Raw genomic sequence first — 22018 nt, 5'->3', positions numbered from 1 at the left:
GCGGCGGGCTGACCCGCCGCCCCGACAACCCATCGAGGTGAGGTCGATGCTGAAGCGACTTGTGGTGGTCGTGCTGGCGCTTGTGTGTCTGGGAACCCAGATCGTCGCGCAGGACACTCCGAACGGCGACACGGAAACCGGAACAGACCTTGGCCCGATGCAGCAGGTGTTGCAGGACAACGCCGAGATCATCGTCGAAAGCTCGCGGCGCACGATCCAGCCCGCCATCGACGCGGTCGCAAATTCGGGGCTGGAGGCAGCGCCCTTCGTTCTTGGCACATGGCAGGACCGCGATATGTGGCAGCGTGTGTCGGACGGTCTGTTCTTCAAGGTCGAAAAATCGGGCAGCGATTACGAACTGACCGACTTTGACACTGGCGAGGTTGTGGCGACGGTCACAAAGGACGACATCGAGCAGATCAAGCCGAACTCCGGTATCCGGGGGCTGATCGCGACTGCACTCGTCACCTTTCAGTTGAACGACCCCGATCCCGCGAAACGGCGCGAGGCGCTGGATTCGCTTGAGCGGAACGCGAATGCCGACCTGCTTGGTCCACTGCGCGACTCGATCGAGACCGAGGATGATCCGACGATCCGCGCCCGCAAGGAGCGGCTCGAAAAACTTATCACGATTACTTACGGCGACGACCCCGAGGCGCGGATCGCGGCAATCGAGGCGATGTCGGGCGATCTTGGCGTCGATGTGCGCGCCGCGCTGAACCCGCTGGTCGCGACCCGGACCCGCGCCTTTGATGGCGAGGTGCCGGAGAGCGTGAACGTGGCCAAGATCCTGCGTCCCGGCACAGATGATCTGAGCCGCGAAGACGCCTATGCCCTGACGGACGGCGAGCCGCTTTTGACGGATGACGCGCTGCGCGGCGTGCTTCAGGCCAACATCGTCGACGGTCAGGTGGGCGGTGTCCCGGTCGCGGAACTGTCCGACCCGGCGCGCCGTATCGCTGCCTTCGAGGCGCTGGAAGCCGCCGGAACCGTGCCCGCCGCCGCGACCGAGGCCGACGTGGACGCCGCCATTGCCACCAAGGTTTTCGCGTCCGTCTATGCCGAACCCAACCCCGACATCACCGCCGCCGCGAACCGTGCGCTGGGCCGGATCGAAACCAAGGTCGGCATGAACCAGGTGCTGGATCTTGGGCTGGATGCGCTGTCGCTCGCGTCGATCTACTTTCTGGCCGCCATCGGGCTGGCCATCACGTTCGGCGTCATGGGGGTCATCAACATGGCCCATGGCGAGTTCATCATGATGGGCGCCTACACCGGCTACGTGGTGCAGCAGATCATCCCGAACCACACGACCTCGATCATCGTCGCCATCCCGCTGGCCTTCGCCGTGACGTTTGCCGCGGGCGTGGCGATGGAGCGGCTGGTCATCCGCTGGCTGTACAACCGCCCGCTCGAGACGCTGCTGGCCACATTCGGCATCTCCATCGCGCTGCAACAGCTGGCCAAGAACATCTTCGGTACGCAGGCGCGCCCCCTCACCTCGCCCGACTGGCTGGGCGGGGCATGGGTGCTGAACGACGTGGTGTCGATCTCGACCGTCAGGATCGCGATCTTCGTGCTGGCGCTCATCTTCCTCGCCGTTTTCCTGTTCATCATGAAGCGCACGCGGCTGGGCCTTGAAACCCGCGCGGTGACGCAGAACCCCGGTATGGCGGGCGCGATGGGGATCAATCCGGGCCGGGTGAACATGCTGACCTTCGGGCTGGGCTCCGGCATCGCGGGCATCGCGGGTGTTGCCATCGGGCTTTACGCACAAGTCACGTCCGAGATCGGGCAGGCCTATATCGTGCAGTCGTTCATGACAGTCGTGGTCGGCGGCGTCGGCAACATCTGGGGCACGCTTCTGGGCGCTGGCCTGATCGGATCGCTGCACAAGGGGATCGAATGGTTCAACCCGTCCAACACGCTGGCGGCGCAGACCTACATGATCATCTTCATCATCATCTTCATCCAGTTCCGGCCCCGAGGGATCATCGCCCTCAAGGGCCGTGCGGCGGGGGATTGAGCCATGCGCAACACCTTCATCAGTCGCAACCCGTCGATCCTGATCTTCCTCGCCGTGCTTGCGGCGTTCACCATCGGGGTCACCTTGATGTCGGAAGCTTTCGGGGCTGGCGTCATCTCGACCTCGTTCGTCAAAACGCTGGGCAAGACGCTGTGCCTCGCCCTCGTTGCGGTCGCGATGGACCTGATCTGGGGCTATGCGGGCATCCTGTCGCTGGGCCACTTCGCCTTCTTCGGGCTGGGCGGCTACATGATCGGCATGTGGCTGATGTACGAGCGCACGAAAGAGATCGTGGCGGGGTCCATGGCGGGCAACCCGATCCCGCCGACCGAGCAGGAAATCGTGGACGGCATCGGCACGCAGATTTTCGGCGTCGTCGGCTCGTCCGAGTTTCCGATCATCTGGATGTTCGCGGATAGCCTGTTCCTGCAATTGGTGCTTGTCGTTCTGGTGCCCGGCCTGTTGGCGCTCGTCTTCGGCTGGCTGGCTTTCCGTTCGCGCGTCACCGGCGTCTACCTGTCGATCTTGACGCAGGCGATGACGCTGGCGCTGTCGCTTTACCTTTTCCAGAACGATAGCGGGTTGCGCGGCAACAACGGCCTTTCGGGGCTTCAGAACGTGCCGGGCGTCACCGCAAGTCAGGACTTCGTGTCGATCTGGTTCTTCTGGGCCTCGGCGCTCGCCCTTGCGGTCGGCTACATCTTCGCGGCTTGGATCGTGTCGGGCAAATTCGGCAGCGTCATTCGCGGCATTCGTGACAACGAGGCGCGGGTGCGGTTCCTTGGTTACTCGGTCGAGGGCTACAAGCTGTTCCTCTTCACCGTCACCGCCATGATCGCAGGCATCGCGGGTGCGCTCTATTACCCGCAGGCGGGCATCATCAACCCGGCGGAAATCGCGCCCATCGCGTCGATCTATCTGGCCGTCTGGGTCGCGATCGGCGGGCGGGGGCGGCTTTACGGCGCGGTGCTGGGCGCCGTCTTCGTCAGCCTCGTCTCGACGTTCTTCACGGGCGGTCAGGCCCCCGACATCAACCTTGGCTTCTACACGATCCAATGGGTCGACTGGTGGACCATCCTTCTGGGCCTGTCCTTCGTCTTCGTCACGCTGTTCGCGCCCAAGGGCATCGGCGGGCTGTTCGACTTGCTCGCACACCGCCGCCACCCCGACCGTCACGGTGCCGACCTTGGCCCGGACAAGGGATCGCTTCAGGAACGGGAGGCGACGGAATGAGCAGTCAGCTTCTGGAAGTGAACGGGATTTCTGTCACCTTCGACGGGTTCCGCGCGATCAACAACCTGTCGTTCAACATCGGTTCAGCCGAGTTGCGGGCGATCATCGGGCCGAACGGCGCAGGCAAGACGACTTTCATGGACATCGTGACCGGCAAGACCAAGCCCGACGAGGGCAAGGTGCTTTGGGGCGAGATGTCGAAGAACCTGATCGGCATGAACGAGGCTAAGATCGCGCAGGAAGGCATCGGGCGGAAGTTCCAAAAACCAACCGTGTTCGAGGATCAGTCGGTCGAGGACAACCTGCTGATGGCGCTGAAAAACAACCGCAAATCTTTTGCGGTGCTGTTCTGGAAGCCCACGGATGCCGACATGAACCGGGTGTCGGACCTGGCCGCCGAGATCGGGCTGTCGAACGAGTTGAAGCGCAAGTCGGGCGAACTTAGCCACGGGCAGAAGCAATGGCTCGAGATCGGGATGCTGCTGGCGCAGGAGCCGCGGCTGTTGCTGGTCGATGAACCGGCGGCGGGCATGACGCCTGAGGAGCGCGAGCATACGACCGATATTCTGGTCGAGGCCGCCAAGACCCGCGCGGTCGTTGTGGTCGAGCATGACATGGAATTCGTGCGGCGGCTCAATTGCAAGGTTACGGTGCTGCACGAAGGCTCGGTTTTGGCCGAGGGGTCATTGGATCATGTGACCGCGAACCAGCAGGTCATCGACGTTTATCTGGGGCGCTGAACATGCTGACGATCCGCGATTTCACACTGCACTACGGCCATTCCCAGATCCTGAACGGGATCGACATGGAGGCGGCGACCGGCCAGATCACCTGTGTCATGGGGACGAACGGGGTGGGGAAGACCTCGCTCATCCGGGCGATCTGCGGGCGGCACAACCGGTCCGGCGGGACGATGGAACTGGACGGCGAGGCGCTGGGCGTGCTCCCCGCGCATGTGCTGGCGCAGAAAGGCATCGCGTTGGTGCCGCAGGGGCGCGAGATCTTCCCGCTCCTCACCGTGCGCGAAAACATGGAGACCGCCTTCGCCTGCCTGCCCAAGGGCGAGCACGAGGTGCCGGAGGCGATGTTCGAGCTGTTCCCGGTGCTCAAGGAAATGCAGAACCGGCGCGGCGGCGACCTGTCGGGCGGGCAGCAGCAACAACTGGCCATCGCCCGCGCGCTTATCACCAAGCCCAAGCTCCTGCTTCTGGACGAGCCGACCGAGGGGATTCAGCCGAACATCATCCAGCAGATCGGGCGTGTCATCAAACTCCTGCGCGACGAGGGCAACATGGCCATCGTGCTGGTCGAGCAGTTCTTCGATTTCGCGCACGACCTTGGCGACCGCTTCGTCGTGCTGCGGCGGGGCGCGGTCACGCTGGCGGGGCCGAAGGGCGAAGTCACGCGCGAGCAGCTTCTCAAGGGTGTTTCGGTCTGACGACCTTTCGCTGGGCCTGATCCGTGGCTAACCTTCGCAAAAGCCGAAAGGACGCCCGATGGTTCAGACAATTCCCGCCGGTATCGCCAAGGTGCTCGACCGTCTTCATACCGAGGCCGCCGAAGATGCCGGGCGCTGGCAGGCACGCGTCGGCACGACCGACCCAGCCACGCTCAAGGCGGGGGGCGGCGATCTGGTGCGGCTTGGGGAATTCTACCTTGCCGTCACGCCCGACGAAGGGCGGCTTCTGCATATTCTCGCCCGCACGAAGGGGGCGACGAACGTCGTGGAGTTCGGGGCGTCCTATGGGTTGAGTTCGCTATACCTCGCCGCCGCGATTGAGGGGCGGGGCGGGCGGCTCACGACGACCGAGGTGCACCCCGATAAATGCGCGGCCCTGCGCCGGACGTTCGACGAGGCGGGAGTGACCGATACCGTCACCCTTCTCGAAGGGGATGCGCGCGAAACGCTGGCCGATGTCGAAGGACCGATCGACATGCTGGTTCTTGACGGCTGGAAAAGCATGTATCTTCGCGTGCACGACCTTCTGCGCCCGCGCCTTGCCCCCGGTTGCCTGATCGTCGCGGACAACATCGACCACGAGGCCGCCGCCGATTACCTCGCCTTCGTACGTGGCCCGGACAGCGGCATGATGACCACGGTGATCGGCGATCTTGCTTTGAGTTACGTGGGTCAATGAGCGTCGAGGCGGTTCTGTCTTATTGCTTCCCGGATGGTCTGGATGCGGACCTCGACCGGCATCTGGACTACTGGGGCTGGATGATGCGTGGGGGTGCGGATGCGGGCATCGTGGAGCGTTTTGCCCATCTCGTCCCGGATGCGGCCGAGGGGGCGCTCGATGATTGGGCCGCGACATCGCGGGGGCGGCTGGCCCTGATCCTCGTGCTGGACCAGTTTCCGCGCTCTCTCTACCGCGACGACCCGCGCGCCTACGCGACCGACCCGTTGGCGCTGGCGCTTGCCGAGGACGGGATCGCCAACGGGGATTTCGCCGCGCTGGAACATCCGTGGGAGCGGACACTGTTCGCGCTTCCGCTCGTCCATGCCGAAGGGCCGGATCACACGGGACGGGCGGCTTTGAACGAACGTCTCGCGCTTGAAACGCTCGACATGGCGCCAGAGTTGCTGAAGCCCGCCTACGCGTTCTGTCTGGCGCAATCGCGGCGTCACCGGGCAGTGATCGACAGGTTCGGACGCCACCCGCATCGGAACGCCGTCCTCGGGCGTGAGAGCACCCCGGACGAGGCGGCCTATATCGCGGACGGGACGTTCCCGCACCAGCACGCCATCGACGTGTGATCCGAATCGCGGTCGCGACAGGCGCGGACCCGTCCCCCTGAGCCCCCCTAGGGTGACGACCTCCTGCCAGTTCTGCGTGTGAGCTTGGCCGCCGAAACCCGGTTGCCGGGTGCGATGAAAATTTGTGCGCCTGCCGCGGCCCGGCAAGTTTCGCAGACATTTCCGAAGGGTAGTCGGGGGTGCGTTCCGCTTCCGCATATACCCCGAAACTTGACGCTGGACGCGTGCGAGTCTGGTGGTCCAGAGTGGCCTACGGCTGGGAGCAGCCATCAAACAAAATCACACGGCAGACGCGGCGAGGCGTGATTGAAGAGGCGAAAGTTATCGCTTTTTCAATGAGTTATTCCTGTACCTGCCAAGGACCGGTGACGGCCGGGGGCCGCCTTTCGGGCGCATGGAACGCCGTTGCCAAAGCACTGGGGGACCCACTCACATGACGCTCATCCTCGGCTGGCCCGACGCCACCGAAAACACCCGCCGGATCGGCTTTCGCCCGGCTGCCAAATCGCAACGCAACACCGATGCGCCGGTGCGTGCGAACAACGGCGAAAGCCATTGGCTTTGCGCCGCCCCGACGGGCGCGGGAAAGACCCGTGGCTTCGTCATTCCCCAACTGCTCGACTACCCCGGTTCCGCCGTGGTCGTAGACGTGAAGGGCGAGATTGCGCATGTCACGGCACGCTACCGCCGCCAGATCGGCGAGGTGCTTGTCATCGACCCTTTCAAGACCGTCACGCAAGGCGGTGGCACCTTCAATCCGCTCGCCCATCTGGACACCGATGACCCGGATTACGCCGACGACATTTTCACCCTTTCGGATCTGTTCAACAACCAGACGATCGACAAGGACCGGTTCTGGGACGACAGCGCGCAGAACGTGATCGCCGGGCTGATGGCGGCTGTCGTCCATCTCGCCAAGAAAAGCGGCAAGGACGCGGCGTATTTTCACGAGATTCATGAGAAGTTCCACACCGAGAACCGGATGTACGAGCTTGCCAAAATGCTCGACCTGAACGGCGACCTGCCGCCGCTGGCCAGCGCCTTCATCGGGCAATTCCTTTCCACGAACGAAACCACGCGCGCCAGCATCGCGGCGGTCGTGGCGCAGCAGTTGCGGATGCTGGCGAGCCCCGGCGTGCAGCACAGTTTCGCGGGCGATACCGGCGCGGTGGACCGCTTGATCGAAGGGCGGCCCGTTACGGTCTATATCGTTCTGCGGCCCGACCGCCTGTCCTCACATTCCGGCTTCGTGCGGATCATCCTGACCGCGATCATGCAGCGGCTTATGCGCCGGATCACGCGCCCGCACCATCCGACCCTGTTCCTTGTCGACGAGGCTGCACAACTCGGCAAGCTGGCCAGTCTGGAGACGGCCGTGACGCTGGGGCGTGGCTATGGAATCCGCGTCGCCATGCTGGTGCAGAGCCTGTCGCAACTCGAACGGGCCTATGGTGAGGGCCACAAGGTGTTTCTCGAGAACATGGCGCTGATGACGATGGGACCGCCGAACAACATGGCCGCCTCGCGCGCATTGGCCGAATTCGGTTTCGGAGACGTCACAGCCGAGGCGGTTCATGCGCTGACGCGCGGGCAGGTGATGGTCAAGGACGCCGGTGTGCCGACACGCCAGCTGAGAAAGCTCGATTACCTCGGCGACAAGTTGTTCGCGGGCCGGTTCGATCCGAATCCGGCCTATGGTCCGCCCTGCGACAATTCGGGCGAACAGCTACGGCTGTTCGGGTGATACGATGGGGCCGTGGCAACACGGGGGACGTCATGGCGAAAGACAAGGTGATCGTTCAAAGCTCGCTCGGGATACTGTGGTTCGCGGGGTGGCTGTTCACCCTCGGCTTTCTGCATCTCGGCTTCTTCAAGGGCATCCTCGCCCTATTGCTCTGGCCCTACTACATCGGGATCGAGATGGCGCCGGGCGGCGCGGATTAGAACATCCCGTTCGGGTTCGCGCTCTCGCCGGGCAGGACCTGAAGCACATCCCAGTGCTCGACGATCTTTCCCTGTTCGTCGAGCCGGAAGATGTCGATCCCGGCGTATTCGAGGCCTTCGGGCCAGATCCGGTGGCAATGCAGGATCACCCGGTCGCCCTCGGCCCAGGCGCCTTTGAACAGGACTTCCTTGCCCGGATAGTCGCGCGCCATGCGTTCGAAATAGGCGATGAAACCGTCCTTGCCGGTCGCGACGTGGGGATTGTGCTGGATGTAGTCCGCGCCGACGTATCGCTCGATCGCCTCGCGGGGGCGGCAATCGTTGAACATCATGGCGTAGAACTCCATGACGTTGCGCTTGTTCGTGGCGAGGTCGGGCATAGCGGCTCCTCCGGGTCTGCCCGACCCTAGCACGTTTCCGGGGTCAGCCCAGAAGGTGCCTTGCCATGGTGTTATCCAAGAAGCCGTCTTGCGATGACCTGTGCCTGAATTTCGGCGGCACCCTCGAAGATATTCAGGATGCGCGCGTCGCAGAGGATGCGGCTGATCTGGTATTCCAGCGCAAAACCGTTGCCGCCGTGAATCTGAAGCGCGTTGTCGGCGCAGGCCCACGCCACGCGGGCACCCAGCAGCTTGGCCATCCCGGCCTCGAGGTCGCAGCGCCGGTCGTTGTCCTTTTCCCATGCCGAGAAATAGGTGAGCTGACGCGCAACCATGATCTCGACCGCCATCATGGCGAGCTTGCCGGCCACACGGGGGAAGTTGATGAGCGACTTGCCGAACTGTTTGCGGTCGATGGCATACTGCATGCCCACTTCCAGCGCCGATTGCGCCACGCCGATGGCGCGGGCGGCGGTCTGGATGCGGGCGGATTCGAACGTCTGCATCAGCTGCTTGAAGCCCTGACCTTCCTCGCCACCCAGAAGGTTGGCGGCGGGCACCTTGAACCCGTCGAAGCCCAGTTCGTATTCCTTCATGCCGCGGTAGCCCAGCACCTCGATCTCGCCGCCGGTCATTCCGTCGGTCGGGAAGGGGTTTTCGTCCGTGCCCGGCTCTTTCTCGGCCAGGAACATCGACAGACCCTTGTAGTTGTCGGTCGACGGGTCGGTGCGGGCCAGAAGCGTCATGACGCTCGCCCGTGCGGCATGTGTGATCCACGTTTTGTTGCCGGTCACGGTGTAGGTGTCGCCGTCCTTGACCGCCCGCGTGCGCAGGCTGCCGAGGTCCGATCCGGTGTTGGGCTCGGTGAACACGGCGGTCGGCAACACCTCGCCCGAGGCGATCTTGGGAAGCCATGTCGATTTCTGCTCGTCCGTTCCGCCCGCGAGGATGAGTTCCGCCGCGATCTCGGACCGGGTGCCCAATGAGCCGACTCCGATGTAGCCGCGCGAAAGTTCCTCGGACACGACGACCATCGAGGCCTTGGACAGGCCGAGGCCGCCGAGGTTTTCCGGGATGGTCAGGCCGAAGACGCCCATTTCGGCCAGTTCCTCGATCACCTCCATCGGGATCAGATCGTCCTTCAGGTGCCACTCATGCGCGTGCGGCACGACTTTTTCGTCTGCGTAGCGGCGGAACTGCTCCCGGATCATCTCAAGCTCTTCGTCCAGCCCCGATGCACCGAAGGTCGCGTGGCCGGCGTTGTCCTGCATCAGTTCGACAAGCCGCATCCGGGCGGCCTGCGTGTTGCCCCCAGCCACCAGCGTCATGACGGCGGGCTGCATCATCGCGCCGATGTCCTGCGGGGCGAGGCCCATGTCGATGAGCTTGGCGGTTTCGTTCTGGCTCATCGGGATGCCGCCCTGAATCTGCCAGAGGTATTCTCCGAAAGCGATCTGAAGCAGAAGTCGCTCCATTTCGCCGAGCCGTCCCTCGCCATCCAGTTTGACGGCCCAAGCGCGGGTCTGGCGCAGCGCCTCGACATAGGTGGCGAGCCACGCGAGTGCATGGGCGGCGAACTGGTGTTCCTCAAGCAGAGCCGCCGACACCTTGCCGTCTTGCGAAACCGTCTCGCGCACCTTGGTGGTCGCGGCCTCCAGAACGCCCTCGACCGGGGCGAGCGCCTCGCCGGTCAGGGTCAGAAGATCGTCCAGCAGCGGCTTTGTCATGGCGGCGTCCTTGGGCATGTCAGTCTCCGGTGAATCTATCTCGTCGGTGATATTTAGTTTGCAGGTGCAGCGCAACATTAATTCGCAAACGCTTGTCCAATGGTATGAAAATGTCGCGGATGAATTGGGCTGCATGTGGCCGGCAACCAGCGTAGGAGGAGGCATGGACCTGTTCGGTGTGTTCTCAGACATGGCCGCGACGACCCTGATCGCGGCGACGCTCATCATCCTGTTCGCAGGCTTCGTGAAAGGCGCGGTCGGCTTCGCCATGCCGATGATTATGATTTCCGGGCTGGGGTCCATCCTGCCGCCCGAAACGGCGCTGGCCGCGCTGATCGTGCCCACGCTCGTCACGAATATCCGGCAGGCCTCACGCGGCGGATGGGCCGCAGCTTGGCAATCGGTGAAGGATTATCGCGTGTTCCTGATCGCGATGCTGATCCTGCTGGTCCTGTCGGCGCAGCTTGTCGGCGTGATTTCCTCCAAGGCCCTGTTCCTCGTGATCGGCGTGCCGCTGGTCGCGTTCGCGGTCCTGCAACTCGCGGGCTTCGCGCTCCGCCTCGATCCCGAAAACCGGACGCGTGACGAGGCTTTGATGGGGGGATTTGCGGGCTTTCTTGGCGGTATGTCCGGCATCTGGGGGCCGCCCACGGTGATGTATCTGACGGCCACCGATGCACCCAAATCGGCCGCGATGCGGGTGCAGGGGGTGATATACGGCATCGGGTCGATCGCCCTGCTGCTCGCACATCTTCGGTCTGGCGTGCTGAACCCCTCGACCCTCCCGCTGTCGATTGCATCGGTCGGGCCTGCACTGATCGGCATGTGGATCGGCTTCAAGCTGCATGACCGGATGCCGCAGGCGACCTTCCGGCGGGCAATGTTGTTCGTGCTGGCCGTCGCCGGACTGAACCTGATCCGCCGTGGGCTGTTCGGTTGATCTAGTCTGCGGATACTTCGAGTTCCTTGAGGAAATCGAAATCCCCGGAGCGGTCAGACGAAGCCCAGCAGCCAAGGCCCTTCAGGTCCGCGACTTTCGTGTATCCAAGCCCGCCGAGAAATGCGTCGCATTCAGCGAGGTTATCTTCGATCATCACGAGCGGCCTTTGCGTGCGGATTGTCTGTTCCGCCCCTTTCAGGGCAGACAGCTCATGCCGTTCGACGTCAAGCTGGATGATCGACAGGTCCGAAAGATCCAAGCTGTCGATCGAAAGCCCGGTCATCAGTTGCCCGCTTTCGGCAACGCGAGAGCCCCCGCCGAAGTGTTCGCCATCGGGGGCGGAGGTGTTGATGCGAACCGAAGTCACCTCTTCCGTCAGAGCGGCGTTGAACAGGACGACGTTTTGCAGGTCGTTCGCGTCCTTGCACAGGTTCGCGAGCACGAAGTTTTCCAATGCGGGTTCAAAAGCATATACGCGCTGCGCCCTGGCAGAAAACGAGGGAAGCATGTCGCCGAAAAACGTGCCCGCATGTACCATGGCACCGGGAAAGCGCGACATCACCTCACGAACCGCGCGGTGCGTGTCCGGTTCGTAGTAGGTGTCTGCAAGGATCGCTCGTGCCGCGCTGCGATATGCGGCATAGCGAGGCACCAAATACGTGTTGCCTTCGAAATCGTGGCGGATGAATTCGATCCGGTACTCGCCGTCGTTACCTTTAGTCGGGGACGCGCCGGTCGAGCCCTTCGGCGCGCGAACGATCATGTAGCCTGAACTGCGAATGAGTTTCTTCAGGATTGCTTTCACGTCACTTCGTCCAATCTTCTTGAATGTACCTCAGAGACAATGACGTGGTTTGGATGTCAAACGATACGCCAAAATGACTTACAGGATTCGGCCTGCCGAAAAGTGAGTATCCGAAGCGCGAGTGATGGCTGGTTCGCCTATCCGTTCAGCTCATCAAAGCCGGACCTCGGCACATATCGGCGCTGATGAAGCTGTCTTCCGGCGGGACGATGGTGAATTCCTGCGACAGCACCATTTCGCCGTCGATTTCGACCCCGATGGTCCAGGTGCCGATGGCGACCTCGTACGGGAAATCGAAGGTGAAAAGCGAGGCGTTCGCGCTGTCGTCGTAGACGGTCGTCGCGTATCGCTCCACCGTCACCGGCGGGGAGCCGAACGGCGGGTGCTCGGTGACGATATAGGCGGTGCGCGCGCCCATCCCCTCTTGCAACTGGAACCTCACGCCGAAGCCGATGCCCAGTTCGCCGGGGATGATCGTGGTGTGAAAGTTGGCGGTCAGCTCGCCGTCGATCAGGTCGATGTAGCCGCGTTCCGTTCCCGGCGCCTCTTCGCGGCCCGAGGCTTCGCGGGGGCAGAAGATGCCGGCCTCCACGAAAATCATCGGGTCTTTCACGACGCGGGCGTTCTCGGCCCAAGCGCCATGGGCCAGAAGCGCGAACGCCCCGCCGGTAAGGGCGAGGCGTCCGACAGGTCTGGTTGCACCGATCAGCATCAGCCGATGGCGGCGGCTTTGACGTCGTCGTCGATGTATTCGAGGTACTGTTCGAAGTTCTCGGCGAACATCTTGACCAGTTTCTCGGCCTGCGCGTCGTAGGAGTTCTTGTCGTCCCACGTGCGGCGCGGGTCGAGCAGAACCTCGGCGACGCCGTCGACGTATTTCGGCACCTCGAACCCGAAGTTCGGGTCTTTGCGGTACTCGGCGTCCGACAGCGAGCCATCCAGCGCCGCGGCGAGCAGCGTGCGGGTCGCCTTGATCGGCATGCGCGAACCAACGCCATAGGCGCCGCCGGTCCAGCCGGTGTTGACGAGCCAGCAGGTCGCGCCGTGCTTCGCGATCTTGTCCTGAAGCAGCTTGCCGTATTCCTCGGGACGACGCGGCATGAACGGCGCGCCGAAGCAGGTCGAGAAGGTCGGGATCGGCTCGGTCACGCCCACTTCGGTGCCCGGCGTCTTCGAGGTGAAGCCCGACAGGAAGTGATACATCGCCTGCGCCGGGGTCAGCCGCGCGATCGGCGGCAGCACACCGTAAGCGTCGCAGGTGAGCATGATGATGTTCTTGGGATGCCCGCCCAGCGACGAATTCGACGCGTTCGAGATGTAGTGCAGCGGGTAGGCGCAGCGCATGTTGTCGGTGATCGAGTTGTCCTCGAAGTCGAGCTCCTTGGTGTCCTCGTCGTAGACCATGTTCTCGATCACGGTGCCGAACATCGAGCAGGTCGCGTAGATCTCCGGCTCGGCCTCGGCGGACAGGTTGATCGTCTTGGCATAGCAGCCGCCTTCGAAGTTGAAGGTGCCGCGATCCGACCAGCCGTGTTCGTCGTCGCCGATCAGAACGCGGGTCTCGTCGGCGGACAGGGTCGTCTTGCCGGTGCCCGAGAGGCCGAAGAAGATCGCGGTGTCGACCGGGTTGCCCGGTGCGTGGTTCGCCGAACAATGCATCGCCATGATGCCCTTGCCGGGCAGGATGTAGTTCAGGAGCGTGAAGACCGACTTCTTGTTCTCGCCCGCATATTCGGTGCCGCCGATCAGGATGATCTTCTTGGCGAAGTTCAGCGCGATGACGGTTTCCGACCGGCAGCCGTGCTTGTCGGCATCCGCCTTGAACGACGGGCAGTTGATGATCGTGAATTCGGGCACGAAATCATCCAGCTCGTCGCGTTCCGGGCGGCGCAGCATGTGGCGAATGAACAGGTTGTGCCAGGCAAGCTCGGTCACGAGGCGCACGTCCAGACGGTTCGCGGGGTCCGCGCCACCGAACAGGTCCTGCACGAAATAGTCGCGGCCCTTCATATGCTCGATCATGTCGGCGTAGAGCACGTCGAACTTGGCCGGGTCCATCGGCTTGTTGTTCTCCCACCAGATCGAATCCTCGACGTCCGGGGTGCGGACCACGAACTTGTCCTTGGGTGAACGCCCTGTGTGCTTGCCGGTCTCGACCAACATCGTGCCGCCTTTGCCGAGGTGGCCTTCGCCACGCTTCAGCGCTTCTTCGATCAGCGAGGGTTCGATGAGGTTGTAATAGACGTTGCCAAGCCCCGTGATGCCTTGCTCCTCCAAACGGTACGAAGGGTTCACCCGTCCAATGGTCATCTCGTGTGCTCCTGTTACCGGCCCACCGCCGGCCTTTATGATAGTGCTAGGGGGCCCATACGCCTAACGGGAAAAAGAGCCTCCACCACGGTGCCGGTGCAGCAGCGTGTGGAGCGGCTATAACATGCAGTTTTCGTGTAGGAACAGGGCGCTTTGTCGCGTTAGCGCAAGCAATGCGGCTGTTTGCGCAACCACCAGTGGAACCGTCTCCGGACCCGCCACAAATCAGCCAAAATTAACCCCTATTGGTGCTGAATAGACGCATTCCGGTGGCCGATTCGCACTTGGGAGTTGATTCTGCACGAGAAAGTGGATTCTATGAGTGCAAAAAATTGGCAGAAACGAGCAGAACAAGGACATCTCAAATGTCGAAGATTGCCCTGGTGGACGACGACAGGAATATCCTGACGTCGGTTTCCATTACACTTGAGGCCGAAGGCTTCGAGGTTGAAACGTATAATGACGGTCAGCAGGCGCTCGACGCCTTCAACAAGGCGCTTCCGGACATGGCCGTGTTCGACATCAAGATGCCGCGCATGGATGGCATGGACCTGCTTCAGCGGGTGCGCCAGAAAACGAACATGCCGGTGATCTTCCTCACCTCCAAGGACGACGAGATCGACGAAGTGCTCGGTCTGCGCATGGGGGCCGACGATTACGTGAAGAAGCCGTTCTCGCAGCGTCTTCTCGTCGAACGCATCCGCGCGCTCCTGCGCCGTCAGGAGGCGATCGAGGGCGTGGTCATGCCCGACACCGAAGAAAACAAGGTCATGCAGCGCGGCAACCTGTCGATGGACCCGCTGCGCCATGCCGTGACGTGGAAGGGCAAGGACGTGTCTCTGACCGTCACCGAGTTCCTTTTGCTTCAGGCACTTGCACAGCGTCCGGGCTTCGTGAAAAGCCGCGATCAGCTGATGGACGTGGCCTATGACGATCAGGTTTACGTGGACGACCGCACCATCGACAGCCACATCAAGCGGCTGCGCAAGAAGATGCGGACTGTGGATGACGAGTTCTCTGCAATTGAGACGTTGTACGGCATTGGGTATCGTTACAACGAAGAATGATGGCTAGGCGGGGGGCAACCGCCCGAGCGGAGTGAACTTGGTGCGTGACACCGACACCGTATCTGACGGCGCTGACGTGGTGCTGGGCGAAGACTGGGTCGATCCCCAGTCTTCGGTCGACGTCGAATTGCGCGACTCCCGCCGCCGGCGGAAGGCGATTTCCGTCAATCGTTCACCGCTCGCCCGCAAGATCATCACGTTCAACCTGCTCGGCCTCGTCGTTCTCGTGGCCGGGGTTCTGTACCTCAACCCGGTGCGCGACAGCCTCGTCGCGCAGCGGGAACGGGCCTTGGTCAGCACGGCCGAGCTTCTGGCCGAGGTGTTCGTCGTTCAGCAGTCCGTGGGCATCGCGCCGAGCGATCCGGGCACATCCCCCGATGCGACCGATGCGCCCGACACCCAGCCCGAAGCCGATGGCGGCCTCACGCCCGAGCTTGTGCGGGACATTCTGGCCGAAACCAATATCTACGACAGCGGCGACATCGTCGTCTTCGATGCCGCGGGTGAGGTGCTGGGCACGAACGAAGGCATTCCACGGACCGACCGCCCGGCGGTCGTCGGGCTGGAAAGCGACGAACGATCCACCATCATCACCGATTTCCTCTCGAAGGTGTGGGAGGCCGTTGCGGGCCTGATCGCCGCGCAATCGACCGAGCCACCGATGCCGGTGGACAGCGTGGCGCTCGCGAAGGAATTGCTGCCGGACGTCTACAACGGCAACACGCGGATCAAGGGCGGGCAGGACGCGAGCGGGGCGACCCGATTCACGGTCGTCACGCCGATTACCGTCGACGGCGCGGTCCGTGGTGCGGTTGCGCTGACATCCGTGGGCGGGGAACTGGACGCACTGGTGCGGGCGGAACGCGAGCAGGTGCTCCAGATGTTCGTGATCGCCATCCTCGTCTCGATCGGCCTCTCGCTGGTCCTTGCTTCGACCATCGCGAACCCGCTGGCCGATCTGGCCGCCGCTGCCGAGATCGGGCGCGACAAGAATGCTCAGGCCGCCGTGAACGCAGGCCGGGTGCGTATCCCCGACCTGTCGGGGCGACCGGACGAAATCGGCCGCCTTTCCAAAGCGTTGCGCGGCATGGTCTCGGCACTTTACGACCGGATCGACGCGAACGAGCAGTTCGCAGCCGACGTGGCGCACGAGATCAAGAACCCGCTCGCCTCGCTCCGCTCCGCGGTCGGCACCCTGCGGCTCGCCCGCAAGGACGAACAGCGTGAACGCCTGCTGGACGTGATCGATCACGACGTGCGCCGGCTCGACCGGCTGGTGTCCGACATTTCCAACGCCTCGCGGCTCGACTCGGAGCTTGTGAAGGAAGAGGAAGAGCCGTTCGACCTCATCAAGATGATCCGCAACCTGACCGAATACCTCGGCAACGAGGCGGAGGGGAAAGGCGTCGACTTCATTTCCGATCTGCCGTCGGAAAGCATCGTGATCCACGGCCTCGAAGCGCGGCTCGCACAGGTTTTCGTCAACCTCATCACCAACGCGCTGTCGTTCTGTGAAGAGGGCGACGCGATCCGCGTCTGGGCGCGCCACCGCGACAACCGCGTTCTGGTGGTGGTCGAGGATACCGGACCGGGCATCCCGGAAGAGGCCCTGACCAAGATCTTCAACCGCTTCTATTCCGAACGCCCCGAGGGCCAGTTCGGCAACAACTCCGGTCTCGGTCTGGCGATCTCCAAGCAGATCGTCGAGGCGCATGGCGGCGTGATCTGGGCCGAGAACATCCGCCCGACCGATGCCGACATCACCTCGGAACCGCTGGGCGCACGCTTCGTCGTCGGTCTGCCGGTTTGACCCCGGCGCCTCCGCGCCAATCCAAAGACATCCTTCACGCCACCTCGGTCGCGGTCGACGGCAAGGCCGTCCTCATCACCGGCCCGTCCGGCAGCGGCAAGTCTGGGCTGGCGCTCGACCTGATCGCCTATGGCGCGGTGTTGATCTCGGACGACCTGACCCGCGTGAGCTCGGGCGAAGGCGGCTGGCCCGTCGCGCAGGGCACAGGCCGGATGACCGGCGTCATCGAAGCGCGCGGCATCGGTCTTGTCACGGTCCCGCACGCAGTCAGTGCGCCGATTTCCCTGATCGTCGATCTGTCGCACACCGAGACCGCGCGTCTGCCGGCGCCGCGTCGGACCGAGCTTCTGGGTTCACGGATCGTCACGGTGTCGCGGGTTGACACCCCGCACTTCGCCGCATCCATCATGGCACTGATGAAAGGTGGGATGGTTCAATGAGCGATCAGGGTCCAGGCGAGGTTTCGCCCCGTGTCGTGCTCGTCACCGGGCCATCCGGTGCCGGTCGGACGACGGCACTCAGGGTGTTCGAAGACCTCGGATACGAGATCATCGACAACCTGCCCATCAGCATGATCCCGCGCCTGTTCACCGGCGCGGCCCCCGAGCATCCCATCGCGCTCGGCATCGACGTTCGGAACCGCGATTTTTCGACCCATGCCATTCTCGACCTGATCGACGCGGGCGAAGCGGGCTGGTCGGACCGAATTCAGGTTCTTTACCTGGATTGCCGCCCCGATGTTCTGGTGAACCGCTATTCGGAAACCCGACGGCGCCATCCCGTTTCACCGAACGAGACCCCTGAGGCCGGGATCGCCAAGGAAATCGATCTGCTGCAACCGATCCGCATCCGGGCCGACGTGCTGATCGACACGTCCGAGATGTCTCCGCACGACCTGAAATCCGAACTGCTTGCGGTGTTCGAGGCGGGCGAGGACGCGAACCTATCGGTGTCGGTGCAGAGCTTTTCCTACAAACGCGGGGTTCCGCGCGGTCTGGACCTCGTGTTCGACGTCCGTTTTCTGCGCAATCCGCATTGGGACCCGACCCTTCGGGGTCTCACCGGCCAATCCGAGGGTGTCGTCGACTATGTGACCGCCGACGAACGGTTCGCGCCGTTCTTCGACAAGACCCGCGACCTGATCGAATTCCTGCTTCCGGCCTACCGGGACGAGGGGAAATCTCACCTCGCGATCGGCTTCGGATGCACCGGCGGGCGTCACCGTTCGGTTACCCTTGCGGAAAGAATGGCCAAGGCCCTTGCAGACAAGGGCTGGCAAGTGTCAATTAGGCACCGGGAGCTCGAGCGTCAGGGGGGCGGTGGCGCATAGGGCAAGGGATCAGAACTCGAGGTTCATCGCGTGATCGGAATCGTGATCGTTGCGCATGGCGGCCTTGCCGGTGAATACCTGTCTGCGGTCGAACACGTCGTCGGTAAACTTGAGGCCGTGCGGGCGATAAGAATCGCCGCGGATTGCGACCGTGGTCGCAAGCGGGCCGAGATCATGGCCGCCGCCGATGCGGTCGACCACGGCGATGGCGTGATCGTTGTCGTGGATATGTTCGGTGGATCGCCGTCGAACCTGTCGTTGCCGGCCTGTGCGGGGCGCAACCGCAAGATCCTGTACGGCGCGAACCTTCCCATGCTTGTCAAACTGGCGAAAACCCGCCACGGAACGGTGGAGGAGGCGACACGGGCAGCATTGGCCGCCGGTCGCAAGTACATTGACGCCATCGACGGCGTGCAAGCGGAGGACACGCATCCATGAGCACGTCGCTCGCACGCAAGATGAAGATCGTGAACGAAAAGGGCCTGCATGCCCGCGCATCCGCGAAATTCGTCGATGTCGTCGAAAACCACGATGCGCGCGCCCGCGTCTCCAAGGACGGGATGGAGGCCGAGGGCGACTCGATCATGGGTCTGCTCATGCTCGCTGCGTCGCGGGGGAGCGAGATCGAGGTCGAGACCTCGGGGCCACAGGCCGAGGCGCTTATGGAGGCGCTCGATGCGCTCGTGGCTGACAAATTCGGCGAAGGCATGTAGAAACACGTCTTGCGCGAGTCGAGAACAAAGGGGGCATCCCGTTTGGATCAATCTGTAAACACCGTTGCGCGGGCCCGGGCGGCCCGCCGTGCCGCATCCGATCGGAGTGATGCGGCCAAGCAGGGTGAGCAGTATTCGCCTGAAAAGCCTGCCCTTGGGCACACCTATACCAAGCGCGACCTCAGCTACGCCGACACCTTCGACAACAAGGTGCAGGCCCGTCTCATCCGCTGGATGGAGATGCTGACCGGCAAGCTGATGATCTTCCACATGATCAACAAGTTCGAGAAGCTTGGCGCGCCGACCGGTATCGACTTCTGGTCCGGCGCGATGAAGGCGATGGGGATCGACGTCAACACGCCGAAAGAGCAATATCTGAACATCCCGAAAGAGGGCCCCGTGGTGGTCGTGGCCAACCATACGCATGGCCTTGTCGACGGTATGGTGCTGGGCGACATGATCTCGCGCGTGCGGCCGGACTTTCAGATCCTGACGCGCTCGGTCCTGACTGGGCTGGACGAAGTCGCGTCGTCCTTCCTGATCCCGGTTCCGTTTCCGCACGATCCGGACGCACAGGAAAAGGGCAAGGAAATGCGGGCGCAGGCGCTGGAACGGCTGAAGTCCGGCGGTGTCATCGCGGTGTTTCCGTCAGGTGTCGTCGCGGCGTCGGAAACGTGGTGGGGCCCGCCTGTCGAGGCGGAGTGGAACCTTTTCACGGCGCAGTTGATCCGCAAGACGGGCGCGACGGTCGTTCCGATCAAGTTCCATGGGCGCAACACCCGCGCCTACAACATCGCGAACAAGGTGTCCGCGACGATGCGGCAAGGCCTCTTGATCCATGAGATCGTCCGGGCCTGCAATCAGCCCCATGCGCCGACGATCGGCAAGGCGATCACGCCGGACGAGGTCGACGAGAAATGGACCAGCCCGCGCGAGTTCATCAAGTGGCTGCGCGAGCATACGCTGTCTTTAAAATCCTGAGGTTCGGGGCGCGCGCGGCCTGAACGCCGCTTCGGTCAGCGCGTCGGGACTGGCACGTCGCCGCGATAGTCGTAGAACCCGCGCCCGGTCTTACGCCCGAGCCAACCGGCCTCGACGTATTTCGTCAGGAGCGGGCAGGGGCGGTATTTGGTGTCCGCCAGCCCGTCATGCAGCACGTTCATGATCGCCAGACAGGTGTCGAGACCGATAAAGTCGGCCAGTTCCAGCGGCCCCATCGGGTGATTTGCGCCAAGCTTCATCGACTGGTCGATCGACTTCACCGAACCGACGCCTTCGTAAAGCGTATAGACCGCTTCGTTTATCATCGGCATCAGGATGCGGTTCACGATGAAGGCCGGGAAATCCTCGGCGCTCGCGGCGGTCTTGCCAAGGTTCTCGACCACCTCCTGGCAGGCTTCGAAAGTCGCCTGATCGGTGGCGATCCCACGGATGAGTTCGACGAGTTGCATCACCGGCACCGGGTTCATGAAGTGGAATCCCATGAACTTTTCCGGCCGGTCGGTGCGCGAGGCGAGGCGCGTGATCGAGATCGACGAGGTGTTCGACGTCAGGATCGTCTCGGGTCCGAGATGCGGCAGCAGATCCTCGAAGATCGCCTGTTTGACCGTTTCACGCTCGGTCGCCGCCTCGATAATCAGGTCGGAAGGGCCAAGGTCGGTCAGCGTCAGCGTCGTCTTGATGCGGGCCATCGCGGCGTCCGCGTCCGACTGCGAAATCTTGTCGCGCGACACCTGACGCTCGAGGTTCTTTCGCACGGTGTCGAGCGCGGCGTCGAGCGCATCCTGGCTGATGTCCGTAAGCAGAACGTCGTACCCGGCCAGCGCCATCACATGCGCGATGCCATTGCCCATCTGCCCTGCGCCGACCACGCCCACCGTCTTGATTGCCATTTGCGACCCTTCCACTTGTCTGACGGACCATAGGCGCGGGCGGGTTCAGGGGGCAAGACCCAGCCGTTAACCGTGCCGCCAGAAAAGACCCCTCCCGGCGCGGCTGTCCTTAAGTGTTTGGCAACGAGTCCCTGACAGATTGTCTGTCGGGTGAAAAAAATGGAGTGGGTGGAATGGCCTATGAAAACCTGGGCGAGAGTGCCCTTGACTATGTCCCGTGCCGGTACGGGAAATCCAAACTGTTGTTCCGGGGACCGAAGCGCAAGTTGACGGCGCCTTACGTCGCGATGATCGGGGGGACCGAGACATATGGAAAATTCGTCGAGACGCCCTTTCCGGCGCTGACGGAAAGCGTGCTCGACATGCCGGTGGTCAACCTTGGCTGCGTCAATGCAGGGATCGACGTGTTTTCACAGGACCGGACGGTCGTGGACATCTGTTCCAAGGCCGAGGTGACGGTCGTGCAGGTTACCGGTGCACAGAACATGTCGAACCGCTTCTACGCGGTGCATCCCCGGCGCAACGACAGGTTCCTGCGGGCCTCGAACCTGCTGAAAACGATCTACCGCGAGGTCGATTTCACCGAGTTCAACTTCACGCGCCATCTGCTCACGGCACTTCGCGCGACTTCAGCGGAAAAGTTCGCCATGGTCGAGCAGGAATTGCGCGAGGCGTGGGTCGCGCGGATGAAGACGTTGGTGTCGCGGATCGACAGCCGGGTGGTGCTTCTATGGCTTTCGAGCCATGCGCCGGACCGGGCCGAGACCGACACTGCGGACGGCGCTGACCCGCTCTTTGTCGACAGCGACATGCTGGATGCGGTGGCCCCGTTCGTCGAGGAGATCGTCGAGGTCGTGGTGACACCGGAAGAAATCGTCGACGGGTTCGCGGGCCTTGCCTTCAACGAGTTCGAGGAACCCGTGGCGCGCGGCATGTTGGGCACCGTCGCGCATGCAAGGGCGGCCGCCGCGCTGGATGCGTCGCTCCGGCGATTGCTCTGATCCAATCAAAAAAAAAGGCCCGCCGATCCGGCGGGCCTTTTCGTTGTGCATGTCGCCTGCGCGCCCTGTGCGGAGGACGTAC

Annotated in this window: 23 protein-coding genes; 17 read left to right on the top strand and 6 right to left on the bottom strand. The window is 63.0% G+C overall.

The features are described 5' to 3' along the window. Positions 1–46: 46 nt before the first annotated feature. From urtB to FCT00_RS21400, 8 genes are all read left to right on the top strand, one after another. Positions 47–2026 (top strand): urea ABC transporter permease subunit UrtB, encoded by a 1980-nt coding sequence (gene urtB / locus FCT00_RS04715; RefSeq protein ID WP_138422034.1) that lies wholly within the window; start codon positions 47–49, stop codon positions 2024–2026. Positions 2027–2029: 3 nt separating this feature from the next. Beyond that, positions 2030–3259 (top strand): urea ABC transporter permease subunit UrtC, encoded by a 1230-nt coding sequence (urtC, locus tag FCT00_RS04710; RefSeq protein WP_138422033.1) that lies wholly within the window; start codon positions 2030–2032, stop codon positions 3257–3259. Continuing rightward, positions 3256–3999: an urea ABC transporter ATP-binding protein UrtD gene (urtD, locus tag FCT00_RS04705; protein ID WP_008333364.1), complete on the top strand. Its 744-nt coding sequence runs from the start codon at positions 3256–3258 to the stop codon at positions 3997–3999. Before urtC ends, urtD begins: the two co-directional genes overlap by 4 nt. Before the next feature lie 2 nt (positions 4000–4001). Beyond that, positions 4002–4697, top strand: coding sequence for an urea ABC transporter ATP-binding subunit UrtE (gene urtE, locus FCT00_RS04700; RefSeq protein ID WP_138422032.1), 696 nt, complete (start codon positions 4002–4004; stop codon positions 4695–4697). A 58-nt stretch (positions 4698–4755) separates the two neighbouring features. Then, complete coding sequence (locus tag FCT00_RS04695) at positions 4756–5397, top strand: O-methyltransferase (protein ID WP_138422031.1); 642 nt, start codon at positions 4756–4758, stop codon at positions 5395–5397. After that, complete coding sequence (locus tag FCT00_RS04690) at positions 5394–6017, top strand: DUF924 family protein (protein WP_138422030.1); 624 nt, start codon at positions 5394–5396, stop codon at positions 6015–6017. Before FCT00_RS04695 ends, FCT00_RS04690 begins: the two co-directional genes overlap by 4 nt. Positions 6018–6450: 433 nt before the next feature. After that, positions 6451–7761 carry a type IV secretory system conjugative DNA transfer family protein gene (locus FCT00_RS04685; RefSeq protein WP_171042885.1) on the top strand — a complete coding sequence of 437 codons (1311 nt, stop codon included), beginning with the start codon at positions 6451–6453 and terminating at the stop codon, positions 7759–7761. Between the two features lie 32 nt (positions 7762–7793). After that, on the top strand, positions 7794–7961 hold the full coding sequence (locus FCT00_RS21400) for a hypothetical protein (protein ID WP_171042884.1): 168 nt from the start codon (positions 7794–7796) through the stop codon (positions 7959–7961). Here FCT00_RS21400 and FCT00_RS04680 read toward each other — a convergent pair. Next, positions 7958–8341 carry a nuclear transport factor 2 family protein gene (locus FCT00_RS04680; RefSeq protein WP_138422028.1) on the bottom strand — a complete coding sequence of 128 codons (384 nt, stop codon included), beginning with the start codon at positions 8339–8341 and terminating at the stop codon, positions 7958–7960. The two genes, FCT00_RS21400 and FCT00_RS04680, sit on opposite strands and share 4 nt — an antisense overlap. Positions 8342–8412: 71 nt before the next feature. After that, a complete protein-coding gene (locus FCT00_RS04675) occupies positions 8413–10086 on the bottom strand; it encodes an acyl-CoA dehydrogenase family protein (RefSeq protein ID WP_138422027.1) in 1674 nt (557 codons plus the stop codon). Between the two features lie 145 nt (positions 10087–10231). Here FCT00_RS04675 and FCT00_RS04670 point away from each other — a divergent pair, with 145 nt between their 5' ends. Continuing rightward, positions 10232–11008 carry a sulfite exporter TauE/SafE family protein gene (locus FCT00_RS04670; RefSeq protein WP_138422026.1) on the top strand — a complete coding sequence of 259 codons (777 nt, stop codon included), beginning with the start codon at positions 10232–10234 and terminating at the stop codon, positions 11006–11008. A gap of 1 nt (position 11009) precedes the next feature. Here FCT00_RS04670 and FCT00_RS04665 read toward each other — a convergent pair whose 3' ends face one another. From FCT00_RS04665 to FCT00_RS04655, 3 genes are all read right to left on the bottom strand, one after another. After that, positions 11010–11771 carry an FkbM family methyltransferase gene (locus FCT00_RS04665; protein ID WP_138422025.1) on the bottom strand — a complete coding sequence of 254 codons (762 nt, stop codon included), beginning with the start codon at positions 11769–11771 and terminating at the stop codon, positions 11010–11012. A 187-nt stretch (positions 11772–11958) separates the two neighbouring features. Beyond that, on the bottom strand, positions 11959–12525 hold the full coding sequence (locus FCT00_RS04660) for a DUF3859 domain-containing protein (RefSeq protein ID WP_138422024.1): 567 nt from the start codon (positions 12523–12525) through the stop codon (positions 11959–11961). Continuing rightward, positions 12525–14123, bottom strand: a complete 1599-nt coding sequence (locus FCT00_RS04655; RefSeq protein ID WP_040885046.1) for a phosphoenolpyruvate carboxykinase — start codon at positions 14121–14123, stop codon at positions 12525–12527. The genes FCT00_RS04660 and FCT00_RS04655 overlap by 1 nt, the downstream gene beginning before the upstream one ends. Positions 14124–14488: 365 nt before the next feature. Between FCT00_RS04655 and FCT00_RS04650 the strand changes: the two genes are divergently transcribed. Genes FCT00_RS04650 through FCT00_RS04620 form a run of 7 tightly spaced genes read left to right on the top strand, consistent with a single transcriptional unit; the run spans position 14489 to position 20024 of the window. Next, positions 14489–15190 (top strand): response regulator transcription factor, encoded by a 702-nt coding sequence (locus FCT00_RS04650; protein ID WP_008333383.1) that lies wholly within the window; start codon positions 14489–14491, stop codon positions 15188–15190. A gap of 31 nt (positions 15191–15221) precedes the next feature. Continuing rightward, positions 15222–17000, top strand: a complete 1779-nt coding sequence (locus FCT00_RS04645; protein ID WP_138422023.1) for a sensor histidine kinase — start codon at positions 15222–15224, stop codon at positions 16998–17000. Continuing rightward, a complete protein-coding gene (locus tag FCT00_RS04640) occupies positions 16997–17440 on the top strand; it encodes an HPr kinase/phosphorylase (RefSeq protein WP_171042883.1) in 444 nt (147 codons plus the stop codon). Before FCT00_RS04645 ends, FCT00_RS04640 begins: the two co-directional genes overlap by 4 nt. Then, the gene (rapZ, locus tag FCT00_RS04635; protein ID WP_138422021.1) at positions 17437–18330 is read left to right on the top strand and encodes an RNase adapter RapZ; all 894 of its coding nucleotides are present in this window, start codon (positions 17437–17439) and stop codon (positions 18328–18330) included. Before FCT00_RS04640 ends, rapZ begins: the two co-directional genes overlap by 4 nt. Positions 18331–18360: 30 nt before the next feature. Then, on the top strand, positions 18361–18768 hold the full coding sequence (locus FCT00_RS04630; protein WP_008333392.1) for a PTS sugar transporter subunit IIA: 408 nt from the start codon (positions 18361–18363) through the stop codon (positions 18766–18768). After that, complete coding sequence (locus FCT00_RS04625; protein WP_008333394.1) at positions 18765–19043, top strand: HPr family phosphocarrier protein; 279 nt, start codon at positions 18765–18767, stop codon at positions 19041–19043. Before FCT00_RS04630 ends, FCT00_RS04625 begins: the two co-directional genes overlap by 4 nt. A gap of 42 nt (positions 19044–19085) precedes the next feature. After that, complete coding sequence (locus FCT00_RS04620; protein ID WP_138422020.1) at positions 19086–20024, top strand: lysophospholipid acyltransferase family protein; 939 nt, start codon at positions 19086–19088, stop codon at positions 20022–20024. 35 nt (positions 20025–20059) lie between these two features. Here FCT00_RS04620 and FCT00_RS04615 read toward each other — a convergent pair whose 3' ends face one another. After that, on the bottom strand, positions 20060–20935 hold the full coding sequence (locus tag FCT00_RS04615) for a 3-hydroxybutyryl-CoA dehydrogenase (RefSeq protein ID WP_040885048.1): 876 nt from the start codon (positions 20933–20935) through the stop codon (positions 20060–20062). A gap of 173 nt (positions 20936–21108) precedes the next feature. Here FCT00_RS04615 and FCT00_RS04610 point away from each other — a divergent pair, with 173 nt between their 5' ends. After that, on the top strand, positions 21109–21936 hold the full coding sequence (locus FCT00_RS04610; RefSeq protein WP_008333399.1) for a DUF6473 family protein: 828 nt from the start codon (positions 21109–21111) through the stop codon (positions 21934–21936). The last annotated feature ends 82 nt before the right edge of the window (positions 21937–22018 follow it).

This window comes from Maritimibacter alexandrii (genome assembly GCF_005871115.1).
Lineage (GTDB): Bacteria > Pseudomonadota > Alphaproteobacteria > Rhodobacterales > Rhodobacteraceae > Maritimibacter > Maritimibacter alkaliphilus.
Note: the sequence above shows the minus strand (reverse complement) of the source record. Positions and strands in the feature narration are given on the sequence as shown.